Here is a 24,610-nt window from a genome sequence, read left to right as displayed (position 1 = left end):
ACGGGCACTCCTCTCCCGTCGGTCGTGACCGCGATCGACGGACCGTCAGCAGAGGAGTCGCCCGTGTCGTCCGTGTCGTCCGTCCCTTCCTCTCCGCTCGTCCGCGATCCCGCCCAGTGGCTGACCAGGACCGCCCACAAACGGGTCCTGGTCGTGGTACACACCCTGGTCTACGGGCAGCGGCTGGCCGAGGTGCTGCCGCTGTTCCACGGCGAACCCCGGGTGAGCGTGGTGTTCACGGTGGCACCCCACGCCTTCAACCCGGGCGCCGCCGAGTTCGTCCGACGGCTGGGCGGGATCCTGCTCCCCTGGGCGGAAGCGGTACGGACCGAGTTCGACCTCGTCCTGGCAGCGGGGTCGCAAGGGGTCGAGCAGCTCCGTGGGCCGGTACTACGGCTGGCCCACGGGGCCGGGCACATCAAGCTGTCCCGCCCCGCCGACCACCCCGAGCGGACCGTCGGCGGCCTGGGCCGCCGCTACCTGACCTGGCAGGGACGGGTGGTACCCGCCGCCATCGGGGTCGCCCACCACTCCGAGCGCGAGCAGATCGCCGAGCTCTGCCCGGAGGCGTCTCCGGTCACCGAGGTGCTCGGCGACGCCGTGTTCGACCGGATCACCGCCGCTCTCCCGAACCGGGAGGACCACCGTCGGGCCCTCGGGCTGACGGGCCGTCGGCGACTGGTGCTCGTCTGCTGCACCTGGGGAGCGGGATCCCTCTTCCACCGCCTCGACCGCCTGCTCTCCCGGCTGACGGCGGAGCTGTCCCCCACGCGGCACCGAATAGCCGTGCTCCTGCACCCCAACGTCTGGGCGGCCCACGGCCGCTGGCAGCTCGAGGCCTGGCTGGCCCCGCACCTCGGAGGCGTCCGGCTGGTCCGCCCCGAGAGCGACTGGCGACGCCTGCTGGTCGCGGCCGACCTCGTGATCGGGGACCACGGATCGGCCACCCTCTACGGCACCGTCACGGGCAGCCCCGTCCTGCTCGGGCGCTTCCCCGCCGAGGACGTGAACCCCCGGTCACCGGCCGCCCGGCTGGCCGAGCTGGCCCCGGGGCTCGACCACGACCGGCCGCTCCCGGGGCAGTTGGAGCTCGCGGCGCGAAGGTACCGCCCGGAGCCCTACCGGGAGGTCGCCTCCATGATCACCTCCGAGCCGGGCCGGTTCGACCGGAACACCCGTGCGCTGACCCGCCGCCTGCTCGGTCTGGAGCCGCCGCAAGGCTGAGCCGAACGGCCCGCGGACGCATCGGAGGTCCGCGGGCCGGTGGCCGGGTCAGGTGGCCTGGGCCGGAGCGTCAGATCGCTGCCTCGCGCGGGAGTTCGCGGGGCATGAGGAGGGCGGAGAGGACCGCCGGGGCGGCGCCGATGAGGAGCATGACGGCCCACCAGCCGGAGACGTCGAGGAGGAGGGGGATGAGGAGGGGGGTGGCGAAGGCGCCGGCGAAGACCATGGTGTTCTCGAGGCCGAGGGCGGTGCCGGAGCGTTCGGCGCCGGCCATGGTGGCGATCTCGGCGTAGTGCACTCCGTGCCAGCCGCAGGAGAGGAAGCCGGCCAGGATGAGGAGGCCGGCGACGACCCAGGTCGGGGAGGACTCGAAGAGGGCGATGCCGGTGTAGGCGGCGGCGATCACCCAGGAGTAGAGGGTGACCAGGGTGCGGCGGTAGCGGCCGCCGCGGCGGTCGGTCCAACGGCCGCCCCAGACGCGGGAGATGGCGCCGAGGATCTGGATGACCACCAGCAGGACGGCGATCGAGCCGATCGACATGCCCTTGACGGTGTGCAGGAAGACCGAGCCGAAGGTCAGGACCAGGAACTGCGGCAGGTCGAGCAGGAAGGCGGTGATGGCCACCCGCCAGATGTCCCAGCGCTTGAGCGGGTCGGGGACCTCGGTGGCGGCGGTGGAGCCGTCGCGCTTGGTGCGGGCGAGCGGGGGCTCGTCCAGCCAGACCACCACCGCGAGGGTGGCCAGCAGGCAGAAGAGGGTGAGGAAGGCGAACACCCAGCGGAAGCCCGCGCCGAGGGCCAGCGGCGGGAGCACCGCGGCGCCGATCGCGCCGCCGGCCGGGACGGCCGCGACCCGCAGGGAGATGGCGAAGCCGCGCTTGGCGGGCGGGAACCAGCCCATCACCGCGCGGCCGGAGGCTCCGTTGACGCAACCGCCGAGGGCGCCGGCGAAGAAGAGCACCACCGCCAGGGCGACGAAGGAGGGCACGGCCCCGCCGGAGGGCACCAGGAAGGCGGTGACCAGGGCGAGCGCGACGGTGGTGCCGGAGAGGCCGGTGATCAGGACCACCCGCTCGCCGATCCGGTCGGAGAGGATGCCCCAGAAGACGTCGGTGACGAAGATGCCGGCGGTCACCGCGGCGAGCACGAAGCCGAGTTGACCGGTGCTCAGCTCGTAGGCGGACTGCAGGATGGAGCCCGAGGTCGGGATGCCCTGGAAGGTGGCGCTGAAGGCGGCCTGCGCGAAGATGCCGATCCAGAGGATCCCCCACTTGTAGCGGGTGCCGTGGACCTTTCCGGACCGGCCGACGGTCGGGGCCACCGGGGCCGCCGGCGTGGGCGGGGTGGGCGGGGTCGTTAACTGGACCATGGGGAGGTCTCCTGGTCGTGGTGCGGGGCGGAATGCGGAAGGGATCGTCTACGCAACGGTGACAGCCGTGCACCGGAGCGGGAAGGGAACTCCGGTGCACGGCAAGTGGGTATGTCAGCTCTGCACATCCGAGGACAGCGGGGCGCCGTCCAGGGCGAGGCCGGTGTCGGGCAGCTCGCCGGGCTGGATCGGGAGGGTGCGCTTCTCCCGGATGACCATCATCTTGCAGCCCTTGGTGCTGGAGACCCGGTGGATGCTGTCCGGCACCTCGACCACCAGGGTGCCCGGGAGGTAGCGGTCGCCGTTGTCGTTCTCCAGCTCGCCCTCCAGGATGAAGAGCAGCTCGAAGCCGAGGTGGCGGTGCAGGTCGCCGTGGGCGCCGGGGCCGAAGTGGGCGATGTAGGCCTCGGCGCCGTCGGGGCCGGTCTCCTCGCCGGTGTAGAGCCAGTGCACGTCGACGGCCTGGCGGCCGGGCTGGACGTAGGCCTGCCAGTTGAGGCTGTCGCTGCTGGACCCGGCGCCGAGCAGGTCCGGGAAGACCTCGACCTTGCGCTGCTGGGCGATGTACTCGGGCATGGCGGAACTCCTAGGAAGGGGAGAGGTGGTGAGAGGGGGTCAGAGGCCAGGGGCGGCGTGGACGGTCTGCTCGTCGAGCAGGTCCTCGGCCCGGTGCTCCACCCCGGCGGCGCCGGCCCGCAGTTCGGCGCGGCGGATCTTGCCCGAGGTGGTCTTCGGCAGGTGGGCGAACTCCAGCGCGCTGATCTGCTGGTGCGGGGCCAGCTGCCCGGCCGAGAAGGCCAGGACGGCGCGGGCGGTCTCGGCGTCGGCGGCGTACCCGTCGGCGAGCGCGACGTACGCCTTGGGCACCCGGTAGCCCACCGGGTGCGGCACCGGGATGACGGCGGCCTCGGCCACCGCCTCGTGGCGCAGCAGGACGCTCTCCAGCTCGAACGGGGAGATGCGGTGGTCGTAGGACTTGAAGACGTCGTCGTTGCGGCCGATGTAGACCAGGTAGCCGTCGGCGTCGCGGCGGGCGATGTCGCCCGTGTGGTACAGGCCGTCGGCGAGGGTCTTGGCGGTCTTCTCGGGGTCGCCGAGGTACTCCGTCATCACGCCGACCGGACGGTCCGTCAGGTCGACGCAGATCTCGCCCTCGTCGCCGGCCTTGCCGGTCTTGGGGTCGACCAGCAGGATCGGGTAGCCGGGCAGCGGCTTGCCCATGGAGCCGGGGCGGACGGCCAGGCCGGCCGTGTTGCCGATCTGGGCGGTGGTCTCGGTCTGGCCGAAGCCGTCCCGGACGGTCAGGCCCCAGGCGGTGCGGACCTGGTCGATCACCTCGGGGTTGAGCGGCTCGCCGACCGAGGAGGCCTCGCGCAGGGCGGCGGGTTTGCGGCCGAGGTCGGTCTGCAGCAGGGTCCGCCAGGCCGTGGGCGGGGCGCACAGGCTGGTGGCCTGCTCGCGGTCGGCGATCTCCAGCAGCAGCCGGGGCGAGGCGCCGGGCGGCAGGTTGACCGAGAGCACGGTGGCCTCGGCGTTGAGCGGGCCGAAGAAGGAGGACCAGGCGTGCTTGGCCCAGCCGGGGGCGGAGACGTTGCAGTGCACGTCGCCGGGGCGCAGCCCGTTCCAGTACATGCCGGTCAGGTGGCCCACGGGGTAGCTGACGTGGGTGTGGGCGACCATCTTCGGTCGGGAGGTGGTGCCGGAGGTGAAGTAGAGGAAGAGCAGCTCGTCGGCGCGGGTCTCGCGCTGCGGGCAGTAGGAGGTGCTCTCGCCGTACGCCTCGGCGTACGGCCGCCAGCCGGGGACGGGCTCGCCGACGGCGATCCGGGTGACCTCGGTGAACGGGTCGAACAGGCCGGTCAGGTGACTGGCCGTCAGGACGTGGGCCACCTCGCCGCGCTCCATCCGGTCGGCGAGGTCGTCGCCGGAGATGGTGGTGTAGGTGGGGAGGACCACCACGCCCAGCTTGATGGCGGCGAGCATGGACTCCCAGACGGCGAGCTGGTTGTCGAGCATCAGCAGCACCCGGTCGCCGCGCTGGACGCCCTGGGCGCGCAGCCAGTTGGCCACCTGGTTGGAGCGGGCCGCGAGTTCGGCGTAGCTGAGCTGGACGGCCTCGGTGCCGTCGGTGATCCGGATCGCGGTGCGGTCGTTGCCCTCGGCGATCCGGTCGAACCAGTCGAGCGCCCAGTTGAACTTCTCCGGCCGGGGCCAGCTGAACTTCGCGACGGCGGCGTCGTGGTCCTCGCGCAGCTCCAGCAGGAGGTCCCTGGCTGCCCTGAACTCCTGGTACGCGTCGGGGTGTTGTTCGGTCACGGTGCGTCAACTCCTGGTAGGGGGCAGGGGGTCAGGCGCTGAGGATGTCCTGGGCGATCGCGTCGGCGTCGGCGTGGAAGCCGACCATCGGGCCGGGGCGGCCGTTGCCGATCTGGGTGAACCAGCGGAGCTCCTCGGTGGGGATGCCGAGCGCGTACAGGCCCTTGGTCGGGGTCCCGGTGCGGTCGATCACCCGGTAGGGGCGTTCGGTGACGGCGAGGGCGCCGGTGGTGAAGCTGGCGCCGTCCTGCTCGCTGACGTTGGTGTGGGCGGCGGCGCAGCCGTCGCCGAGCAGCTGGCGCATCAGCGGGGAGGCGTCCACCCGGATGTCGGAGCGCGGGATGCGGGCGTCGATCAGGGTGGTGGCGTTGACGAACGAGCCTGCCACGGACCGGGATTCGAGCGAGAACTGCCCGGTGTCCTCGCAGCGGCCGATCTCCAGGTCGGGGCCGACCACGGTGAGCACGCCGGCCTCGATCAGGGCGACGGCCTGGCGGATGCGCAGCACCGGCGGGCCGGCCGAGACCATGGTGTTGATCGGGTTGAACCAGGCGAGGAACTCGTCGCGCTGGGAGTCGGGGTGCAGGCTGGCGAACTCCACCGCCTCCCGGACGGAGCCGCGGATGTCCCGCAGGGTGTCCAGCGCGGCCTTCAACGGGCCGTCGATGTTGCCGAGTTCGGCCTCGGCGGCGTCGCCGCAGAGCACCTCGGTGAGCCGGGAGTGGAAGTCGGCGGGCGAGGCAAAGGACTCCCCGGCGAACGGGCGGGCCATCCGCTCCAGGTCGATCGCCGGCAGGCCGGCCAGGCCGGTGTCGGCGAGCAGCTTGGCGACCTGCTCCTGGTCGCAGGCGACCGCGATCTTGAAGGCGGTGGAGAACTCGGCGGCGGCCTGCTCGCCGTCGCGGTGCAGCACGGTGGTGCGGTAGTAGGTGTGGTCCACCTCGCGCAGGATCAGCGGCAGGACGTGGTCGCGGAAGCGGAGTTTGGCCGAACCGCTCTCGTCCACCGCGCGGCGGCGGACCTCGGCCAGCGCCTGGGAGGTGAATATCGCCGGGGTGTACCGGTAGTCGGAGCCCTTCTGGTTGCGGCCCCGGGCGAGCAGCGGCAGGCCGCTGCGGGAGCCGGCGTAGATGTGCGGCTCGTGGCCGGAGGGCTCGTAGGTGAGGCGTCCGTCGACCCGCTCGACGAAGCGGCCGCCGCGGCCGGAGGTGAGCACGGTGGTGACGTCGTAGAAGGTGAGGCCGAGGCCGATCACGGCGACGGGGCGGCCGGGGCGCAGGTCCTCCAGGTCCATGTCGGCGGCGGAGTCGCCGCGCAGGTAGCTGGTGCCGCGGTGCCGGGAGGCGAAGTCCAGCAGGTCGCGGTCGGCGCCACCGGCGAAGTTGTGCGGGTGACCGGTGGTCAACACCACCTTGTCGACGTCGAGTTGCTGCCCGTCGCTGGTGGTCAGCCGGTAGTCGCGGGTCTCGCCGCGCTTGGCCCAGCGGGCCCGGGCGGTGACCGGGACGACGCCGACGCCCTCGGGGAGGTGCTCGGTGATCCGCCGGTACACGTCGCGCAGGTAGCGGCCGTAGACCCGGCGCGGGGCGTAGGTGTTGGGCGAGCCGAGCTCGGGGTACGTCCCGGGGTCGGCCGCGAGCCACTCGTGCAGCGAGGGGCCGGCCCCGGCCCGCCAGGGGCCCTCGTCGGGCTCGCCGGAGTAGAGGCTGACCTCACCGGCGGCGGTGTTCATCAGCAGCCACTCGGACTGGTCGGTCCGCCAGACCCGGCCGGCGCCCATTTCGGCCGGATCGACGGTGTAGATCCGGACCGGCCGGGAAACCGGTCGCGCGGAGAGCCGGGAGAGGATTCTCTCCAGGACCGAAAGGCCCCGTGGCCCCATTCCTATGATCGCGATGTTCAGGGTGGAGTCCTGCATCTGAGTGCCTTCCCTGTCTGTTGATCGATGACAGAAGTAAATGGGCGTCCAAAGGTAGACGCAAGTACAGTTTTGTATGTGACGCAGATCACCCACGCGGATGGTGTGAGTTTCGATCTGACGAACTGACCTCGCAGATCAGCGAGTTCGTCCCGGTATGTCGCCACTTTCCGGCCGGGCCTCCGTCAGACCTCCCGGCGGCGCGGCGAATCGAATTGACGACGTACCGATGAATTGCCGGGACCCTTTGTCAGGTAGGAGGATTCCGCACGGAGCAATTCGGTGCGGAGCACCGCCGGCGAATTGAGGAATTGCCGGACGGCCCGGCGGTCGCGGACAGCTACCGAAAAGGACCCCGGAAGCGCACGGAGGCCGCGGTTACCCACCTGACGGACTGTCAAAACGTTACCCACGGTCAACTTTCCACCATGGTATAAAGCTGGCCAGGGGGATCGTCAGCGGGGGGCATGGGGCATGACCAGGGCAGCGGCAACGTCACTCGGGCGCCGGGAGCGCAACAAGCTGCGGGTCAAGGAGAGCCTCTACCACTCGGCGCTGAGACTCTTCGCCGCGCAGGGGTACGACGGCACCTCGGTCGACGACATCGCGGAGGACGCCGACGTCGCCCGGGCCACCTTCTTCAACCACTTCCAGCGCAAGGAGGACCTGATCAGCGAGTGGGGGCGGCACCGCCGGGCCCGGCTGGCCGCCTCGCTGGATCAGCTCCCCGAGGACGAACACCCGGACGCGGTGGCCCGGTTGGAGCACTGCATGACGGTGCTCGGGCGGCTCGACGAGGGCGAGCGCGAGGTCACGGTGGCGATGCTCACCGCCTGGGTCCGGGCCGGACGGCCGCTCACCGAGCGCCCCTACCTGGCCGAGATCTTCACCCGGATCGTCGAAGCCGGCAGCGCCCGGGGCGAGTTGGCCACCGTGCTGCCCGCCCACCAGGTCGGCGACCTGCTCCACGACCTCTACCTGGGCACCCTGATCCGCTGGATCCAGGACCCGGCCCCGGCCGAGGAGGGCCTGCTGACGGCCCGGCTGCGGAGCGTCCTCACCACCCTGCTGGACGGCCTCTCCCCCCGCTGAGCCCCATTCAATCCGCCCAGGCGCCGACCCGCCCGGCGGACTACGCCGGACGTGGCGGGCGCCCTCAAGGTGGCTGCTCCACACGGAGGTTGACGCACCATCGAATGGCGCAGGAACCCCGGCGACCGTTCGCCCGCCGCCGGGGCCGACCTGAGGATGGAGGCACCGAACCGTCCCACGCCTCAGGAGAGTTCCCGTGGTTGATGCCGCACGCCCACCGACCAGGAGACGGCACGGCGCCCGGACCGCCGTACTGGCCCCCATGGCCGCGCTCGCCGTCCTGGTCCCGTTCGCCCTGCCGAGCAGCGCCGACGACGACACCGGGCCACCCCCTCCCCTGGTGGCCGAGGCCTACGACGGGGAGCAGCGCCTGGCCACCACCAAGGAGGTGACCGACCTCTGCGACAAGGGCGCGGCGTGCGCCTTCCGGATGTACAACCGGATCCCCCGCGAGTACCTGAGTGCCGTGATGTCGCTGGGCAACGCCGCCATCAACTGCACCGACGAGGTCATGGAGATCGACCGCACCGTCACCTTCGTGACCAGCAGCACCGACAACATCAACGGCGAGATCTCCGGCAGCGCGGCCCTGGAGGGCGCGATCGACGGCACGGTGAGCGCCTCGGCGGCGGCCAGCATCGCCCCCGGCATGGTCAACAGCGTCAACCAGTGGGGCCCCAACAAGGACAAGGGCCCCACCACCGAGGACCAGGCGAAGAACACCCTGGAGGTGCCCGTCACCGTCTCGGGGTCCAACGCCCTGCACCTCGGGGTGAAGGCCACCTTCCAGCTGGCCTTCAAGGCCGCCTACTCCCGTACCTGGCAGTCCGTCAACACCGAGTCGACCCGGGTGGTCTTCGAGGTCAGCCCCGGGGACGAGATCCAGTTCGGCGTGCTCAACGCCATGGTGCGCACCGCCGGCGAGCTGACGGTGGACGGCACCGGCAAGCTCATCAAGAACATCACGGTGGACGGCCCCTCCACCGCCAACGTCAGCGCGGTGGTGGCGCAGACCTTCACCAGCCCGGACAAGTGCCTTGCGCTGCGCCCGAAGGGGCGGGCGGCGACAGGGCTGGTCGAGCTGCCGCCGGAGCAGGACACGCGCCGGCCGAGCGCGGTGTACGTCCGCACCGCACAGGGCGATTGGAGGAAGCGGTGAAGCGCACCACGTCCCTGCTCGCGGCCCTCGTACTGCCGCTCGCCGCCGTCTGGCCGGCCGCCGCGGTGGAGGCCCGGGGCAACGAGCCGATGGCACCCGCCGAGGCCTTCGACGGCGCCGCCCCACTGCCGGACGCCACCGGTCTCGCGCACGGCTGCGGTGGTGAGTACGGCTGCTCGTTCCGGGTCCACCCGGGCGCCTCCCGCGAGTACACCACGGCGGCGATGTCGCTCGGCAACGCGGCGATCAACTGCACCAACAAGGACATCGACGTCTACCGGACCGTCACCCTGGAGTCGAGCACCACCGACAACGTCTCCGGCGAGATCTCCGGCAGCGCCACGCTGGAGGGCAGCATCGACAACACCACGGACGTGGCGGGCAGCGTGGGCGTGAGCAACAAGACCGAGATCACCCACACCGACCACACCGCGCCGACCGACAAGGGCCCCAACACCGACATCGCCAACGGCGCCACGCTGGCGGCCGGCGGCACGGTGGGCGCGGCCGGCCAGCTCAAGCTGAGCGCCAAGGCGACCTTCGCGCTGGCCTTCAAGCTCGCCTTCTCCAAGGAGTGGAAGCGCACCAGCACCGAGACCACACAGGTGAAGTTCAAGCTCAAGGCCGGTGACGAGCTGCAGTTCGGGGTGCTGAACGCGATGACCCGCACGGTCGGCGAGCTCACGGTGGACGGCACCGGCAAGCTCATCAAGAACGTCACCGTGGACAGCCCCTCCAGCGTCAACGTCTCCTCCCTGGTGGCCCAGACCTTCAGCAGCCCGGGCCGCTGCCTGACGCTCCGCCCGCCCGGCCGGGCACTCACCGAGGGCGTGCTGGACCTCGCGCCGCGCACCGACGGCTCCCGGCCCGACGCCCGGTACCGGCTGACGGCCGAAGGGGCGTGGGCCGCCCTGGACTGAGCGCCACATCTGGACCAAGCGCCGCATCTGGACCAAGCACTGCACTTGGCCGCCTGCCGGATCACCGGCAGGCGGCCAAGTCACGCGCGGAGACTACGGATTGAGCTCGACGGAGCGGGCCCGCGTGCCGACCGGCGGGGCGTCCAGGGTCAGCAGCCGCTGGTCCGCCCCCGGCGCGTTGTCCGGGGTGCCTGCGCTCGGGCGGGCGGTGCCGCAGCGCAGGAGCTCCACCTCGTTCAGCGGGCCGGTGCGCTGGAAGTAGCGGTCCGGGAGCGCGGTGGCCGGGACGTCGAAGGTGGCGTCCAGGCGGTAGGCGTTGCGGCTGTTGGTGAAGGTGCCGACCACCCGCTCCCGGGCGGGCTGCACCTCGATCCAACTCACCTCGCCCGGCTGGATGGTGGGGTTGAGCGACTTGGTGGTGGTCCGGCTCCAGGTGAGCGGGTTGCTGGTGGAGACGGCTGCCGGGTTCCCCCCGCCGGCGGCGAAGCCGGCCGCCACCTGGGAGGCCAGGTTGGGCCGACTGACCGAGATGTCGGCGCGGTCCGGGGTGAGCGGGGTGCCCTTGAGCGCGTAGTACTGGGTGAGGTTGTCGTACGGCGGCTCGGTGTTGGACATCGGGTGGGCGTCCACCACCGTGTTGCGGGTGCAGTTCGCGTACACCTCGCCGACGATCCGGGTGCGGCCGTAGTACTGGTACGAGTAGCGCCGGTCCACCGTGAACTGGCAGGCGGTGCTCGATCCTTCGCAGTCGTCCACGGCGACACCCGGCTCCAGGGTGGCGACGCCGTTGTAGGCGGAGGGGCCGGGCAGCCGCTCCTTGCCGATCTTCTGGTCCACCGGCACGGGTACCTGGGTGGCCGTCACATTGGTGATCAGCGGGCCGCAGGAGAGCGAGCGGCGCTCCTCGGAGTCGAAGGAGACCATCGGGTTGTCCTCGGTCGCGGTGAACTCGAAGACCCTGCCGGTGGTCCAACTCGCCTTCCCCACCTCGTCGGTGCCGTTAGTGGTCACCTGCGGGTCCGGCGGGATGCCGCTCGGGACCACCAGCGAGACGTTGTACCGCTGGCCGTCCTTCACCTGGTCGAGCTTGCACTGCGGGTGGGTGCTCGGGCTGTCGTCCCAGCGCAGCGTGACCTGGGAGCCGTTCTTCACGCCCCACAGCCGGGTGCGCATCGAGCGCGCCACGCCGTTCCAGTTCAGCGAGGTGGCCTGGTAGCCCTGCGGGTGCTGGGCCAGGGCCTTGCCGAAGACCACCGCGTTGGTGTCCGGGTACCAGTCGGCGTGGCCGGACTGGGTGCCGTTGTCCGGGGCGACCGGGCGGGCGAAGGTGCCGTTCGGCACCTGGACGGCGACCGGGTCGGCGGCGTGCGCGGGCAGCGGGACGGCGACGGTCAGGGCCAGCGCGGCCGCCGGGCAGCCCAATCGGGCCAGGACGTGACGGGCCGGCAGGTGACGGCGCATCAGCAGAACCACCATTCGCTCGGCGGGACGACCGCGTCGCCGGGCCCGGCGGAGGCGGTCAAGGCGTTCGGCAGGGCGCAGAGCTCGCTCGCGGCGGCGTTCGGCGGCTCGTCCCGGGGGACCTTGCCGAAGTTCTCGACCGCCGCGGTCTCCTTGGCGATGCCGTCCTTCTCCGCCTTGCCCTCTCCCGCCACGCTGCCCAGGCACTCCTTGCTGGTGGGTGGGCAGTTCTCGATCTTCTCCTTGCTCCCGGCCACGTCCTTGCAGCCGGGGCTGTCCTTCGCATCGCCCGCGCAGGGGTCGTTCTGTTCCGGCTTGGACGGTGCGGCGAGCGGGGGTGAGGTCTGCTTGGCCACCACGTTGGTGACCAGCGGCCCGCATCCGGCGTCAGCGGTCGCCGTGAAGGTGATCTCGGGGGCGTCCTCGGCGGCGGAGAAGGAGTACATCCGGCCGGTGTACCAGTTGGACCTGCCGTTGACCGGATTGGTGGTGAAGCTCCCCCGACCGTTCGTATCGCCCGCCACCGCCACGGTGTAGCCGAGCCGGGTGCCCTGGCCGGCGCAGTTACCGGGGCTCTCGTCCCAACTGACCGTGACCGTGGCCCCCGCCCGGACACCGCGGACCCGGGTACTGACCGGCACGGACCTCTGTCCCCAGGTCAGGGAAGCCGCCTGGAGGCCGCGCGGATGCTCCGCCCGTCCGGCCGAGGCCACGCCCCCGCCCGTCCAGCCGTCGATGCCAACGGCCCAGTCCTTGTCGGAGGGGACGGTCGGGGAGGAGAAGGTCCCGTTCACCACCGTGGCCGGCTCGGTGTCCTCCGCCGCCGCCGGGGCGGCCAGGGCCAGCGAGCTACTGAGGGTGATGACGAGGAGTCTGGCGCGTTTCTTCCGCAGCACGGTTCGCTCCACTGAACTGGGCATTCTTGCCGGATTGTTGAGCACCGGTCAGCTGACGGGCGCTCATGATCTTCCGTCATCCTTCAAGCAGCGATCACGCTCCGCCATCAGAACGGGCCGATAGGGCGAAGACGAACCATCTCGCTGCGCCATTGGCATGGAAGCCGGTCGAAGGTGGTGAGGACGGCCGGCCGACCCGGGTAGGTGTTCGAACGATCCCGACCCCCTGTCCCCCAGCGGCCGCGCGTTTCCCACGCCCAGCGGCCCGGATCGTCGAGGAATCCCCCATGACCCGCTCGTTCCACCCTGCCCGCGCGCTGCGGGCCGGAGCCGCGCTGCTCGCCCTGGCCGCCGTGCCCCTGACGGCCGCTCAGCTCGCCACCCAGCCAGCGCTCCCGGGCACCGTCGCGGACCGCCCGCTCCAGGACCGCCTCACCCCACTCCCCGGACGCGCCCCGCTGCACGGCGCCCCGGTCCACCGAACCGCTCGATGACCCCGAAGGAAGAGATGCACCCGCACCGCAAGCTCCGCCGCCTGCCCGCCACCGCCGTCCCCGCCCTGGTGGCCGGCCTGACCCTGCTGGGCGCCACCGCGCTGCCCACCTCCGCCGCCTCCGCCTACGACCTCCGGCTGCGCGCCTGGGGCCAGAACACCAACGGCCAGCTCGGCGACGGCAACACCAAAGCCGTCCGCCTGACGCCGATCTCGGTGGTCGGCCTCTCCGGCGCGGAGGTGAACGGGATCGCGGCCGGCGGCACCGCCAGCGGCGCCGGCGCCAACGCCACCCAGACCGGCTTCGCCCTCGCCCTGATGGGCAACGGCACCGTCGAGGCCTGGGGCCGCAACGACAAGGGCCAGTTGGGCAACGGAGCGGTCAGCACCAGCGACGAGTGGTCGGTGCCCAGCCTGGTGGCCGGGCTGAGCGACGTGGAGGCGGTCGCGGCCGGCGGCTCGCACGCGCTCGCCCTGCTCAAGGATGGCACGGTGAAGGCCTGGGGCCTCAACGACAAGGGGCAGTTGGGGGACGGCACCACCAACGACGCCAAGCTCCCGGTCACCGTCGCGGGCCTCGACGAGGTGCAGGCGGTGGCGGCCGGCGACACCTTCAGCATGGCGCTGCTCAAGGACGGCACGGTGAAGACCTGGGGCAACAACGACAAGGGCCAGCTCGGCATCACCGCCAAGCCCGCCACCCCCGCCCCCAACCCGCCGAACGCCACCCCGGCCACCCGCACCACCGCAGTCGCGGTGCCCGAGCTCAGCACCGTCAAGAGCATCACCGCCGGCGCCTCGCACGCCCTGGCCGTGCTCAACGACGGCACCGCGATGGCCTGGGGCCTCAACGACAAGGGCCAGCTCGGCGACGACACCGTCGCCAACAAGCCTTACCCCGTCCCGGTGTTGGGCCTGCGGAAGGTGACCGCGCTGGCCGCCGGGGCCTCGCACAGCCTGGCCCTGCTGGAGGACCGCACCGTGCGCGGCTGGGGCCTGAACACCAACGGCCAGGTCGGCGACGACACCACCACCCAGCGGAACACCTCCGTCCCGGTGACCGGCCTGACCGGAGTGCTGGCGATCGCCGCCGGGGCCTCCCACAACCTGGCGGTCCTCGCCGACGGCACCGTCCAGTCCTGGGGGCTGAACGACAAGGGCCAGCTCGGCGACGGCACCACCACTCAGCGGAACCTCCCGGTGCAGGTGCTGGCCAAGTCCGGCAGCGTCTCCATGGTCGCGGCTCCGTCCAACGGCCAGTTCAGCCTGGCGCGTTGACACCCACCCACGAAAGGCAGCAGATGTCCACCTCCCGTACCTCGAACCGGTCCCGGCTCCGCCCCGCGCTGGCCGCCACCCTCGCCGCGCTGACCATAGCCGCCCCGCTCGCGCTGCCCGCCGGCACCGCGCACGCGCAGGAGAAACGGCTCAAGTCCTGGGGCAACAACCGCGCCGGACAGCTCGGCGACGGCACCTGGACGGACTTCCGCACCACCGCCACCACCGTGCTCGGCCTGACCAGCGCCGAGGTGGTGAAGATCGCGGCCGGCGGCGCGGGTGCCCACAACGGGCACGGGCTGGCGCTGCTCACCGACCGCACCGTGCAGTCCTGGGGCTCCAACAACTCCGGTCAGCTGGGCGACGGTTCGGTCTTCAGCCACAACGCGCCCGGCCAGGTGGTCAACCTCTCCAACGCCACCGACATCGCGGCCGGCGGCACCCACAGCCTGGCCCTGCTGGCCGACCGCACGGTGGTCTCCTGGGGCCACAACAACTACGGCCAGCTCGGCAACGGCACCAACGCCGACAGCTCGGTCCCGGTCCGGGTCGAGGGCCTCAACAAGGTGGTGGCGATCTCGGCCGGCCTCAACCACAGCATCGCCCTGCGCGAGGACGGCACCGTCTGGGCCTGGGGCTACAACATCAACGGCCAGCTGGGCGACGGTACTTCGGCCAGCCGTAACGTGCCGAGTCCGGTCTCCGGCCTGACCGGGGTGACCAAGATCGCGGCCGGCTGCGACCACAACCTCGCCCTGGTCGGCCCGGCCAGCAGCACCACCCGGCCCACCAGCGGCAACGCCATCAAGGCCTGGGGCTACAACGCCACCGGCCAGCTCGGCGACAGCTCCACCATCAACCGCTACACCCCGGTCGACACCCAGGGCATCTGGCTCGGCGGCGTCTCCCAGATCGCCGCCGGCTGCAAGCACAGCCTGGCCGTGACCGACTCCGACAACAAGCTCAAGGCCTGGGGCCAGAACACCTCCGGCCAGATCGGCGACGGCACCACCGACTACCGGATCACCCCCGTCCCGGTCCCCGCGCTGACCGGCATCCAGCTGGTGGCCGGCGGCCGCGAGCACACCATCGTGCTGCTCGGCGACAACACCGTCCGCTCCTGGGGCAACAACGGCTCCGGCCAGCTGGGCAACGGCACCACCACCGACAGCCCCAACCCCGTCACCACCCTCACCGCCCTGACCGGCGTAGACAAGATCGCCGCCCCGGTCGGCGGCGACTTCAGCCTCGCCAACTGACATCCCTCCCCCACCACCCGCCCCGGCGTCTTGACAGCCGGGGCGGGTGGTGGATTACTGGGCACCGTTTTCGCGCACCAACCGAATGACCGGTCGGAGACCGGATGGCGGAGGAGATGCGGATGGGCATGCGCCTGGGAGAGCCGCTGCCGGCCGAACTGCTGGACGCCGGCGAGCGGCTGACGGCCGAGGAGCTGAGGGAGCGCCAACTCACCCTGCTCCGGGCCACCCTGCGGCACGCCTACGACAACGTCGAGCTCTACCGGCGCAAGTTCGACGCCGCCGGGGTCCGGCCCGAAGACTGCCGCACGCTGGCTGACCTGGCCCGCTTCCCGTTCACCACCAAGGCGGACCTGCGCGAGACCTACCCGTACGGGATGTTCGCCGTCCCGATGGAGCGGGTGCGCCGCATCCACGCCTCCAGCGGCACCACCGGCCGCCCCACCGTGGTCGGCTACACCGAGAACGACCTCTCGGTCTGGGCCGACCTGGTGGCCCGCTCGATCCGCGCGGCCGGCGGACGGGCCGGGCACAAGGTGCACGTCGCCTACGGGTACGGGCTGTTCACCGGCGGCCTCGGCGCGCACGACGGCGCCACCCGGGCCGGCTGCACCGTGATCCCGGCCTCCGGCGGCATGACCGCCCGTCAGGTCCAGCTGATCCGGGACCTGGAGCCCGAGGTCATCATGGTGACCCCGTCCTACCTGCTCACCCTGCTCGACGAGTTCGAGAAGCAGGGGGTGGATCCGCGCTCCACCGCGCTGCGGGTGGCGATCCTCGGGGCCGAGCCCTGGACGGAGGAGATGCGGCGCGAGATCGAGGAGCGCACCGGCGTCCACGCGGTGGACATCTACGGCCTCTCCGAGGTGATGGGGCCGGGCGTGGCGCAGGAGTGCGTGGAGACCAAGGACGGACTGCACATCTGGGAGGACCACTTCGTCCCGGAGATCGTCGACCCGCTGACCGACGAGTCCCTGCCGGACGGCGAGCACGGCGAGCTGGTCCTCACCTCGCTCACCAAGGAGGCGCTGCCGGTCATCCGCTACCGCACCCGGGACCTGACCCGGCTGCTGCCGGGAACCGCCCGGCCCGCGTTCCGCCGGATGGAGAAGGTCACCGGCCGCAGCGACGACCTGATCATCCTGCGCGGGGTCAACCTCTTCCCCACCCAGATCGAGGAGATCCTGCTCCGCACCCCGTCGGTCGCCCCGCACTTCCAGCTCCGGCTGACCCGCCGGGGCCGCCTCGACCACCTCACCGTCCGGGTGGAGGCCCGCCCCGACGCCGACCCGCGACAGCGGGCCGAGGCCGGGGCGGCGATCGTCCGGGACATCAAGGACGGCGTCGGCGTGAGCGCCGAGGTGGAGGTGGTCGACCCCTACACGCTGGAGCGCTCGGTCGGGAAGATCCAGCGGATCGCCGACCTGCGCTCCGAGGGTTAGCCCTCGTCCTCGTCGCGGTCGCCCTCGGCCTGGGACTCCTCCCAGGCGTGCATGGTCTGGTACGAGGTGATGCCCTCCTCCGGGTCGGCCGACCGGACGTCCTCCCGGTCGGTGGCGTCCTTCTCGCCGAGCCGCTGCTGCATGTCCGACATGGTGGTGCTCCCTGGTTCGTGGGCCCGCCGCTGCGGGGCCACCTCCCAGCCTGCGCTCATCCGCGCGGCGAGGCCAGCTCCGCCAGCAGGGCCGGATTGACCAGCTCCAGCACCGCGCGGACGTCCGCCTCCGGCACCGCCGCCCAGAGCACCGAACGCGCTCCCCGGTACCGCGCCGCCAGCCGCTCCCGGCTGGCCCGGTCCAGGGCGGCGGTGCGGTCGGGGTGGGAGTTGTGCGCGTTGTCGGCGATCTTCACCAGGGCGGCGGCCTGATCCCCCGCCACCTGACGGACCATCTCCTCGTACCCGACCCCCGCCACCCGGGTGACGCGGCGCACGGTGGCCACCACCGCGGCCGGCACCCCGGCCCGGAGCAGGTCCTCGGCCGTCATCGGGGTGTCCTCCAGCACGTCGTGCAGCAGCCCGGCCATCCGCAGGCCGTCGCCGAACGGCGCCAGCCCGGCCGACACCGCCCGGACGTGCCCGATGTACGGCACCCCGAGCTTGTCCGTCTGCCCCGCGTGCGCCCGCTCCGCCAGGGCGTCCACCTCGGCCAGGGTCAGCATCCGTCCTCCAGGTCCGTGGGCTGTGTGGGGCCCCACTGTACGGACAGCTCCAGCAGGCCCCGGGCCCGCAGCGAGGGGCGGTGGCGCAGCTCCCCGGCGGGCTGACCGAGGGTCAGGCCCGGGAGGCGGCGCAGCAGGGCGGTGAGGGCGACCTCGGTCTCCAGCCGGGCCAGCGGGGCGCCGAGGCAGTAGTGGATGCCGTGGCCGAGGGCCAGGTGCTGGTTCTCCGGGCGGGCCAGGTCGAGGCGGTCCGGCGCGGGGAACTGCTCCGGGTCGCGGTTGGCGGAGGCCAGGGCGAGCAGGACGGTCTCCCCGGCGGGGACGGTGACGCCGCCGATCGTGACGTCCTCCTTGGGGAAGCGGCGGATGGCCAGCGGGGCGGGGCCGTCGTAGCGGGCGAACTCCTCGACGGCGGGGGCGGCCAGCGCCGGGTCGCGGCGCAGGGCGGCGAGCTGCTCGGGGTGGCTGAGCAGGGCGAGGACGGCGTTGCCGATCAGGTGGACGGTGTTCTCGTAGCCGGCGAACAGGATCAGGAAGGCGAGCGAGGTCAACTCGTCCTCGGTGAGCCGGTCCTGGGCGTCGTCCTCGGCCGGGCCGACGTCGCGGACGGCGATCAGCGCGGAGAGCAGGTCCTCGCCGGGCTCGGTGCGCTTGCGGGCGATCAGCTCGGTGAAGAAGGCGAGCATCGCGCCGACGGCGGCCTTGGCGTCCTGCGGGCGGGCCGGGTCGGGGGCGACCAGGGTGTCCGTCCAGGACCGGAAGTCGTGCCGGTGGTCGGCGGGGACGCCGAGCAGGTCGCAGATCACGGTGATCGGCAGCGGGGCGGCGTAGGCGGAGATCAGCTCGGCCCGGCCGAGCGGGGCGACCACGTCCAGCAGTTCCTCGGCGGTCCGCTCGACGGCGGGGCGCAGGGCGGCGATCCGCCGGGGCGTGAACGCCTGGGAGACCAGGCGGCGGATCCGGGTGTGGTCGGGCGGGTCCATGTTGAGCAGGTTGGCGTCGAGCGCGGGCGGCAGGGCGAAGCCACGGTAGTTGCCGGGGGCGGCGTGGCGCTTGTCCAGGGCCAGGCGGGGGTCGGCCAGGGCCTGGCGGACGTCGGCGTAGCGGGTCACCAGCCAGACCGGCAGTCCGTCGGGGCCGGTGACGCGGTGCACGGGGCCGGCCTCGCGGAGGGCGGCGTAGCCCGCGTAGGGGTCGGCGGTGAGCAGGGCCACCGGGTCGGAGATCTGAGAGGTCGTCACCCGCTCCACCCTAGGGTTCGCCGGGAACGCCGCCGGAGCGGCCTCCCCTGACGTGGTGTCAGCGGCGACCGCTCGGGGTGGTGACGGGTCACTTGGGGTCGCGGTCGTAGACGGACTTGGACCAGCGGTAGCCGAGGGCGGTCAGGCCCAGGCACCAGAGCAGGGCGATCCACCAGTTGTCACCGATCTCCGTGCCGAGCAGCAGTCCGCGCAGGGTCTCGATGGCGGGGGTGAAGGGCTGGTACTGGGCGACGGGCTGGAACCAGCCGGGCATCGCGGTGACGGGGACGAAGGCACTGGAGATCAGCGGGAGGAAGATCAGCGGGAGGGCGTTGTTGCTGGCCGCCTCGGCGCTGGGGCTGACCATGCCCATCCCGACGGCGATCCAGGTCAGGGCGAGGGCGAAGAGGGTCAGCAGGCCGAGGGCGGCGAGCCACTCCAGGACGGTGGCGTCGGTGGAGCGGAAGCCGATGGCCACGCCGACCGCGCCGACCAGCACCACGGCGGCGACGGACTGCACGACGCTGCCGATGACGTGGCCGATCAGGACCGAGCCGCGGTGGATGGCCATGGTGCGGAAGCGGGCGATGATGCCCTCGGTCATGTCGTTGGAGACCGAGACGGCGGTGCCGACGGTGGTGCCGCCGATGGTCATCAGCAGGATGCCGGGGACCAGGTAGGCGATGTACCGGGAGCGGTCGGCTCCGCCGCCGAGGCCGGCGCTCATCACGTCGCCGAAGACGTAGACGAAGAGCAGCAGCAGGACGATCGGCGTGAGCAGCAGGTTGAGGGTCAGCGAGGGGTAGCGGCGGGCGTGCAGGAGGTTGCGCCGCAGCATGGTGGAGGAGTCGCGCACGGCCAGGGACAGGGAGCTGCTCATCGGGAGGCCTCCGCGGGGTGGGTGGTGAGGGCGAAGAAGACGTCGTCCAGGTCGGGGGTGTGCACGGTGAGCTCGTCGGCCTCGATGCCGTGGTTGTCCAAGTGGTCGAGGATGCGGCGCAGTTGGCGCTGGCTGCCGTCGCTGGGGAGCTGGAGGGCGAGCGCCTCGTCGTCGCGGGCGGCGTCCGGGAGGGCGGCGGCGGCGCTGCGATGGGCGTGCGGGTCGGTGAAGCGCAGGCGGACGTGGCCGCCGGGGACGAGGCGCTTGAGTTCGTCGGCGGTGCCCTCGGCGACGATCTTTCCGCCGTTCAGCACCGCGATGCGGTCGGCGAGTTCGTCGGCCTCCTCCAGGTACTGGGTGGTGAGGAGGACGGTGGTGCCGTCGGCCACCAGCTCGCGGACGATCTGCCACATGGCGTGCCGGGAGCGCGGGTCGAGGCCGGTGGTGGGCTCGTCGAGGAAGATGATCCTGGGGCCGCCGACCAGGGTCATGGCGATGTCCAGGCGGCGCTTCATGCCGCCGGAGTAGGTGGAGGCGGGCTTCTTCGCCGCGTCCACCAGGTCGAAGCGGCGCAGGAGTTCGGCCGCCACCCGGCGGCCCTCGGCCTTGGGGAGGTGGTGCAGGTCGGCCATCAGGAGCATGTTCTCCTCGCCGGTGATCAGGCCGTCGACGGCGGAGAACTGGCCGGTGACGCCGATCGCGGCGCGGACCTTCTGCGGGTGGGTGGCCAGGTCGTGGCCGGCCACCTGGACCTGGCCGTCGTCGGCGCCGATCAGGGTGGAGAGGATCTTCACGGCGGTGGTCTTGCCGGCGCCGTTCGGCCCCAGCAGGGCGAAGACGGATCCGGCCGGGATGCGCAGGTCGATCCCGTCGAGCACGGTCTTGTCGCCGTAGGACTTGCGCAGACCGACCGCGGTGACGGCGGCGGGGGCCTGCGAGCCGCCGGTGCTCCTGGGCGTGGGCATGACAGACGAAGGCATGGAGCCCTCCCCTTTCGGTGAGTGGACTTGCCTGGTGGGACGGCGGATTGAGGAAGGGTCAGCCCCGGGCGCGCAGGACGTCGATGTTGCCGTAGCGGGTCCGGGCGCGGACCTTGACGGTCTCCTCGGTCTCCGCCGGGGCGTCGGAGCTGCTGAGCATGTTGCGGACCTGCCCGGCGTCGGAGTTGACGTCCAGCCAGGCGGCGGTGCCCTGGCGGATGCCCACCTCGATGGCGCCGTAGTTGGTCTCCAACTGGGCGGTGCCGCGCACCACTTCACCGACCCGGATGGTGCCGTGGGCGGTGGTGGCGGTCACCGAGCCCTCGGCCCGCCGGACGTCGATGTCGCCGTTGGCGCCGCTCACCCGCAGGTCGCCGCCGGCCAGCTCCACGCTGGTGGTGCCGTGCGAGTTCTTCAGGACGGCGGAGCCGGTGACGCTGCCGACCCGGACGCTGCCGGTGCTGGTGGTGATCTCGGCCGTGCCCTCGACCCGCTCGACGGTGATCGAGCCGTGCGAGGCGGTCAGCCAGAGCGCGCCGGTGGTGTCCAGCCGGGTGTCGCCGGTGGAGGTCTTCACCCGCACCTCGCCGAGCCGGCCCTCGCCGAGCACCTGGGCCCAGGCGCCGGTGACGTCGGCCACCGAGCCGGCGGGCAGCTGGACGGTGACGTCCACGGTGCCCGGCTTGCGCAGCGAGTTGCGGTGCCTGGCCGTCTTCACGGTGAGCGCGCCGTTGACGAAGGTCACCTCGGTCTGCTCGACCGCGCGGCGGTCGGCGTCCTTCTTGGGGTTGCGGGGCAGCACCTCGACCACGGTGTCGGTACGGTCCCCGGCGGTGAGGCGGATGGAGCCGGCCTCGACGTGGGCGGTGACGGTGATCAGGGCGGGGGTGTCGAACGAAGGCATGGCTGTGGCGTCCTCTCGGCTCTCGGTGGCATCCCCGCAGGTGGGGGACGTGCGGTGGAAATCCGGCGCGTGGTTGACGCACCGTCAGGAGGTACTGGCGGGCGGAGAGCTAGTGCCGTGCCCGGCAAGGTTTGCCCCGTCGCGTCGTTCGGTGCGTGCTATCGGCGTGCCGGGCGAAGGCCCGTCGTAGCGGAGCTACCCGGGCTTTTGGCCGGTGCGGCGAGAGTGCGTGCCGGGCGGCGTGACGGGGCAAACCTTGCCGGGCACGGCACTAGCGCACCCAGCCCGTGATGCTCTGGCCGACCGACTGGACCCGGCCCGGCGAGGAAGGGCGGGCAGGGCCGTCGAGGGCGGAGGAGACCGCGCGCACCAGCCAGGCGTTGACCGACAGGCCCTCGCGGCTCGCGGCCTCCTCGGCCCGCGCCTTGAGCGGGGCCGGCAGCCGCAGATTGACCCGGGCGGTGGCGCCACCCTCGTCGGGCTCGCCCGCCGCGTACTGCTCCGCCGGGGCGTACGGCTCCGCCGGGGCGCCGTGCCCGGCGGGCGGCAGCGTCACCACGAAGTCCGGGTCGAGCCCGCGCAGCCGCACGTCCACCGAGCCCGGGGCCAGCTCGCGGGTGATCTCGTCCATCGCGGCCGAGAGCACGTTGAGCATGGTGAGCCTGGTCGCCGACTCCAGGGGGGCGGTCAGCCGCTCCGCGAGCTCGCGGGCGTCGTCGCCTCCCGCCTCGGCGGCCACCGCGAGTTCGCGGCGGAGGGTGTCGACATACGGGGTGAGGTCCATGACGCCATCATGGCACCACAGTGGCACCACTCGCAAGCCCCCCTGGCGTCATAGTGGCGCCATGTGGTGCTACATCTATCCTGACCTGCACCGATCCCCTTCAGGCGACCCGCCGGACCATGGCACCACGAGCCTCACGGAGGCCCATACGGTGCCACGGTGGCACCGAGTGGTGCCACTGGAGCGCCATGCGGCGCCACCGTCACACGGGCATACACCGGCACCCCCGCGCCTTGAGAGCGGAGGACGTCCCCCATGGAGAGGAGAGCACCCCGTGCCGGTGCAGCCCATCTCGCCCGAGCGCCTGGCCGAGCTGCTCGCCGACCGGATCGCCGCGCTGCCCGTCGACGACGGCCGCCGCATCCGGGTCGCGCTGGACGGCGCGGACGCCGCCCGGCCCGGCGAGCTGGCCGACGCGCTGGTGGAGCCGCTGCGGCTGCGCGGCCGCCCGGTGCAGCGGGTCTCGGCGGCCGACTTCCTGCGGGCCGCCTCGATCCGGCTGGAGTACGGCCACCAGGACGCCGACGCCTTCCACGACCTCTGGCTGGACGATCGCACGCTGCTGCGCGAGGTGCTCGACCCGCTGGAGCCCGGCGGCAGCGGCCGGGTGCTGCCGACCTTCCGCGATCCGGCCACCGACCGCTCCACCCGGGCCGGTTACCTCACCCTGCCGCCGGACGCGGTGCTGCTGCTGGACGGGCCGTTGCTGCTCGGCCGCTGGCTGCCCTTCGACCTGACGGTCCATCTGGCGCTGACCCCGGCGGCGCTGGCCCGCCGCACCGCACCCGAGCAGCGCTGGACCCTGCCGGCCTTCGCCCGCTACGCCGAGGAGACCGACCCTGCCTCGCTCGCCGACCTCACCGTCCGCTGCGACGACCCGCGCCACCCTGCACTGGTGACGGGCCCGGCGTAGGCCCGCGCTGGCAGCGGGGGCACCAGTAGGCGGGGCGGTCGCGGTCGTGGGTGGCGGCGCGGATCGGGGTGGCGCAGCGCAGGCAGGGCTTCCGGTCGCGGCCGTAGACCCAGTTGAGCCGGCCGGGGCGGGGGTCGGGGACGGTCGGGTGGCCGGGGCGGGAGGTGTTGGCGTCCAGGAGCTGGTGGGCCCGGGCCAGCAGGCGGTCCAGGACCGGGGCGGCCCCGGCGACCGGGGACCAGGGGGTGAGGGAGGCCAGGTAGCAGAGCTCGTTGGCGTAGATGTTGCCGATCCCGGCGAGGTTGCGCTGGTCCAACAGGGCTGCCCCGAGCGGCCGTTCGGGTGCGGCGAGCAGCCTGCGGACGGCCTCGGCCACGTCCCAGTCGGGGCCGAGCAGGTCCGGGCCGAGGTGGCCGACGGCGGTGGACTCCTCGGCGGTGCGCAGCAGCCGGACCACCGGCAGCCGGTACCCGACGGCGGTCGGCCCCTCGGTGCCGAGGACCGCCCGGATCTGGTGGGCCGGGCCGCCGGACCAGCGCTCCCCCGGCCCGAAGACCGCCCAGCGGCCGTCCATCCGCAGGTGGGTGTGGAGGGTCAGGCCCCCGTCGAACCTGGTCAGCAGGTGTTTGCCGCGCGGGACCGTGCCGAGCACCCGACGTCCCGTCAGGTCGGCGGTGGCGTGTGCGGGCACCCGGAGTTCGGCCCGGGTCAGCACCCGGCCGGTGAGGGCCTTGTCCAGCTCGGCGGCGACGCGGTGGACGGAGTCTCCTTCTGGCACCCGTCCATCATCGGGCACCGGCGGGCGGACGCGAAGATCAACAACGCTGGTATGTTCCCGTACCGAAGATCATCTGATCGACGGAACCGATGTGCGGGGGCACGGAACACCATGGGAAACACCACCACAGGCATACGCACCGTCCCTCGGCCGCGCGACAGCGGGTCCGTCCGGGCCGAGGGCGGATCGATCCGGGCCGGGGGCGACGGCGCCCGGGGCCTCAGCTCTACCCCGCTGGCCCGGGGTTCGCACCAGGGCTCGCTACCGCTGCGCCCCGGGGGCGACACCGACGTGGTGGTGGGCGAGGTGGTGATCGCCCCGGGCGGCACCACCGGCTGGCACTACCACCCGGGCCCGGTGGTGGCCGTGGTCAAGTCCGGCACCCTGACCAGGCTGCTGGCCGACGGCACGGCGGAGACCACCGAGCCGGGCGGCGTGGTCTTCGAGCCGGCCGGGCCGGAGCACCCGCACGTCGGCCACAACCACGGCACCGAACCGGTGGTGCTGATGGTCACCTACCTCACCCCGGCCGGCTGCCCGCTCTCGGTGGACGCGCCGACGCCCGCCTGGGCCACCGCGGACTGA

General features: G+C 72.5%; 24 protein-coding genes. 10 read left to right on the top strand and 14 right to left on the bottom strand.

What is annotated here, in order from left to right; genetic code table 11:
- Positions 1–63 precede the first annotated feature (63 nt).
- Entirely contained in the window at positions 64–1,224 is a 1,161-nt protein-coding gene (locus ACZ6ZR_RS01150) for a hypothetical protein (RefSeq protein ID WP_465638071.1), read from the top strand.
- Positions 1,225–1,294: 70 nt separating this feature from the next.
- Here the strand turns inward: ACZ6ZR_RS01150 and ACZ6ZR_RS01145 are convergent, their stop codons facing one another.
- From ACZ6ZR_RS01145 to ACZ6ZR_RS01130, 4 genes are all read right to left on the bottom strand, one after another.
- Positions 1,295–2,593, bottom strand: coding sequence for an MFS transporter (locus ACZ6ZR_RS01145; protein ID WP_465638070.1), 1,299 nt, complete (start codon positions 2,591–2,593; stop codon positions 1,295–1,297).
- Between the two features lie 114 nt (positions 2,594–2,707).
- The gene (locus tag ACZ6ZR_RS01140) at positions 2,708–3,169 is read right to left on the bottom strand and encodes a cupin domain-containing protein (RefSeq protein WP_465638068.1); all 462 of its coding nucleotides are present in this window, start codon (positions 3,167–3,169) and stop codon (positions 2,708–2,710) included.
- 39 nt (positions 3,170–3,208) lie between these two features.
- Positions 3,209–4,909 carry an AMP-binding protein gene (locus tag ACZ6ZR_RS01135; RefSeq protein ID WP_465638067.1) on the bottom strand — a complete coding sequence of 567 codons (1,701 nt, stop codon included), beginning with the start codon at positions 4,907–4,909 and terminating at the stop codon, positions 3,209–3,211.
- A gap of 31 nt (positions 4,910–4,940) precedes the next feature.
- The gene (locus tag ACZ6ZR_RS01130) at positions 4,941–6,827 is read right to left on the bottom strand and encodes an FAD/NAD(P)-binding protein (protein WP_465638066.1); all 1,887 of its coding nucleotides are present in this window, start codon (positions 6,825–6,827) and stop codon (positions 4,941–4,943) included.
- Positions 6,828–7,301: 474 nt separating this feature from the next.
- Here ACZ6ZR_RS01130 and ACZ6ZR_RS01125 point away from each other — a divergent pair, with 474 nt between their 5' ends.
- The 3 genes from ACZ6ZR_RS01125 to ACZ6ZR_RS01115 all read left to right on the top strand — a co-directional run bounded on the left by ACZ6ZR_RS01125 (position 7,302) and on the right by ACZ6ZR_RS01115 (position 9,998).
- Complete coding sequence (locus ACZ6ZR_RS01125; RefSeq protein ID WP_465638064.1) at positions 7,302–7,919, top strand: TetR/AcrR family transcriptional regulator; 618 nt, start codon at positions 7,302–7,304, stop codon at positions 7,917–7,919.
- 196 nt (positions 7,920–8,115) lie between these two features.
- Entirely contained in the window at positions 8,116–9,078 is a 963-nt protein-coding gene (locus ACZ6ZR_RS01120) for a hypothetical protein (protein WP_465638062.1), read from the top strand.
- A complete protein-coding gene (locus ACZ6ZR_RS01115; protein ID WP_465638060.1) occupies positions 9,075–9,998 on the top strand; it encodes a hypothetical protein in 924 nt (307 codons plus the stop codon). Before ACZ6ZR_RS01120 ends, ACZ6ZR_RS01115 begins: the two co-directional genes overlap by 4 nt.
- A 93-nt stretch (positions 9,999–10,091) precedes the next feature.
- Here ACZ6ZR_RS01115 and ACZ6ZR_RS01110 read toward each other — a convergent pair whose 3' ends face one another.
- Together ACZ6ZR_RS01110 and ACZ6ZR_RS01105 are read right to left on the bottom strand one after the other, a co-directional pair.
- Entirely contained in the window at positions 10,092–11,459 is a 1,368-nt protein-coding gene (locus tag ACZ6ZR_RS01110) for a hypothetical protein (protein WP_465638058.1), read from the bottom strand.
- Positions 11,459–12,355, bottom strand: coding sequence for a hypothetical protein (locus ACZ6ZR_RS01105; RefSeq protein ID WP_465638056.1), 897 nt, complete (start codon positions 12,353–12,355; stop codon positions 11,459–11,461). The genes ACZ6ZR_RS01110 and ACZ6ZR_RS01105 overlap by 1 nt, the downstream gene beginning before the upstream one ends.
- Before the next feature lie 287 nt (positions 12,356–12,642).
- On the opposite strand from ACZ6ZR_RS01105, the gene ACZ6ZR_RS01100 reads away from it, so the two are divergent.
- The 4 genes from ACZ6ZR_RS01100 to paaK all read left to right on the top strand — a co-directional run bounded on the left by ACZ6ZR_RS01100 (position 12,643) and on the right by paaK (position 16,827).
- Positions 12,643–12,849 carry a hypothetical protein gene (locus ACZ6ZR_RS01100; RefSeq protein WP_465638055.1) on the top strand — a complete coding sequence of 69 codons (207 nt, stop codon included), beginning with the start codon at positions 12,643–12,645 and terminating at the stop codon, positions 12,847–12,849.
- Positions 12,846–14,126 carry an RCC1 domain-containing protein gene (locus tag ACZ6ZR_RS01095; RefSeq protein WP_465638054.1) on the top strand — a complete coding sequence of 427 codons (1,281 nt, stop codon included), beginning with the start codon at positions 12,846–12,848 and terminating at the stop codon, positions 14,124–14,126. The genes ACZ6ZR_RS01100 and ACZ6ZR_RS01095 overlap by 4 nt, the downstream gene beginning before the upstream one ends.
- A 23-nt stretch (positions 14,127–14,149) precedes the next feature.
- Positions 14,150–15,385 carry an RCC1 domain-containing protein gene (locus tag ACZ6ZR_RS01090; RefSeq protein ID WP_465638052.1) on the top strand — a complete coding sequence of 412 codons (1,236 nt, stop codon included), beginning with the start codon at positions 14,150–14,152 and terminating at the stop codon, positions 15,383–15,385.
- Positions 15,386–15,507: 122 nt separating this feature from the next.
- Positions 15,508–16,827, top strand: coding sequence for a phenylacetate--CoA ligase PaaK (gene paaK / locus ACZ6ZR_RS01085; RefSeq protein ID WP_465638484.1), 1,320 nt, complete (start codon positions 15,508–15,510; stop codon positions 16,825–16,827).
- On the opposite strand, the gene ACZ6ZR_RS01080 is transcribed toward paaK, so the two are convergent.
- The 7 genes from ACZ6ZR_RS01080 to ACZ6ZR_RS01050 all read right to left on the bottom strand — a co-directional run bounded on the left by ACZ6ZR_RS01080 (position 16,824) and on the right by ACZ6ZR_RS01050 (position 22,334).
- The gene (locus ACZ6ZR_RS01080; protein ID WP_465638050.1) at positions 16,824–16,979 is read right to left on the bottom strand and encodes a hypothetical protein; all 156 of its coding nucleotides are present in this window, start codon (positions 16,977–16,979) and stop codon (positions 16,824–16,826) included. The genes paaK and ACZ6ZR_RS01080 overlap by 4 nt on opposite strands.
- A gap of 56 nt (positions 16,980–17,035) precedes the next feature.
- Positions 17,036–17,545, bottom strand: a complete 510-nt coding sequence (locus tag ACZ6ZR_RS01075; RefSeq protein WP_465638048.1) for an HD domain-containing protein — start codon at positions 17,543–17,545, stop codon at positions 17,036–17,038.
- On the bottom strand, positions 17,539–18,786 hold the full coding sequence (locus ACZ6ZR_RS01070) for a cytochrome P450 family protein (RefSeq protein WP_465638046.1): 1,248 nt from the start codon (positions 18,784–18,786) through the stop codon (positions 17,539–17,541). The genes ACZ6ZR_RS01075 and ACZ6ZR_RS01070 overlap by 7 nt, the downstream gene beginning before the upstream one ends.
- Positions 18,787–18,874: 88 nt before the next feature.
- Positions 18,875–19,666: an ABC transporter permease gene (locus tag ACZ6ZR_RS01065; RefSeq protein ID WP_465638045.1), complete on the bottom strand. Its 792-nt coding sequence runs from the start codon at positions 19,664–19,666 to the stop codon at positions 18,875–18,877.
- On the bottom strand, positions 19,663–20,646 hold the full coding sequence (locus ACZ6ZR_RS01060; RefSeq protein WP_465638043.1) for an ATP-binding cassette domain-containing protein: 984 nt from the start codon (positions 20,644–20,646) through the stop codon (positions 19,663–19,665). The genes ACZ6ZR_RS01065 and ACZ6ZR_RS01060 overlap by 4 nt, the downstream gene beginning before the upstream one ends.
- 58 nt (positions 20,647–20,704) lie before the next feature.
- A complete protein-coding gene (locus ACZ6ZR_RS01055) occupies positions 20,705–21,550 on the bottom strand; it encodes a DUF4097 family beta strand repeat-containing protein (RefSeq protein WP_465638041.1) in 846 nt (281 codons plus the stop codon).
- Positions 21,551–21,821: 271 nt separating this feature from the next.
- A complete protein-coding gene (locus tag ACZ6ZR_RS01050; protein ID WP_465638040.1) occupies positions 21,822–22,334 on the bottom strand; it encodes a hypothetical protein in 513 nt (170 codons plus the stop codon).
- A gap of 274 nt (positions 22,335–22,608) precedes the next feature.
- On the opposite strand from ACZ6ZR_RS01050, the gene ACZ6ZR_RS01045 reads away from it, so the two are divergent.
- Entirely contained in the window at positions 22,609–23,247 is a 639-nt protein-coding gene (locus ACZ6ZR_RS01045; protein WP_465638038.1) for a nucleoside/nucleotide kinase family protein, read from the top strand.
- Here ACZ6ZR_RS01045 and ACZ6ZR_RS01040 read toward each other — a convergent pair.
- The gene (locus ACZ6ZR_RS01040) at positions 23,192–24,025 is read right to left on the bottom strand and encodes a DNA-formamidopyrimidine glycosylase family protein (RefSeq protein WP_465638036.1); all 834 of its coding nucleotides are present in this window, start codon (positions 24,023–24,025) and stop codon (positions 23,192–23,194) included. The genes ACZ6ZR_RS01045 and ACZ6ZR_RS01040 overlap by 56 nt on opposite strands.
- Before the next feature lie 111 nt (positions 24,026–24,136).
- On the opposite strand from ACZ6ZR_RS01040, the gene ACZ6ZR_RS01035 reads away from it, so the two are divergent.
- Positions 24,137–24,610, top strand: a complete 474-nt coding sequence (locus tag ACZ6ZR_RS01035; protein WP_465638034.1) for a cupin domain-containing protein — start codon at positions 24,137–24,139, stop codon at positions 24,608–24,610.

It is taken from the genome of Kitasatospora sp. NPDC088742 (genome assembly GCF_055584905.1).
This window is presented reverse-complemented; position numbering and strand designations above follow the sequence as displayed.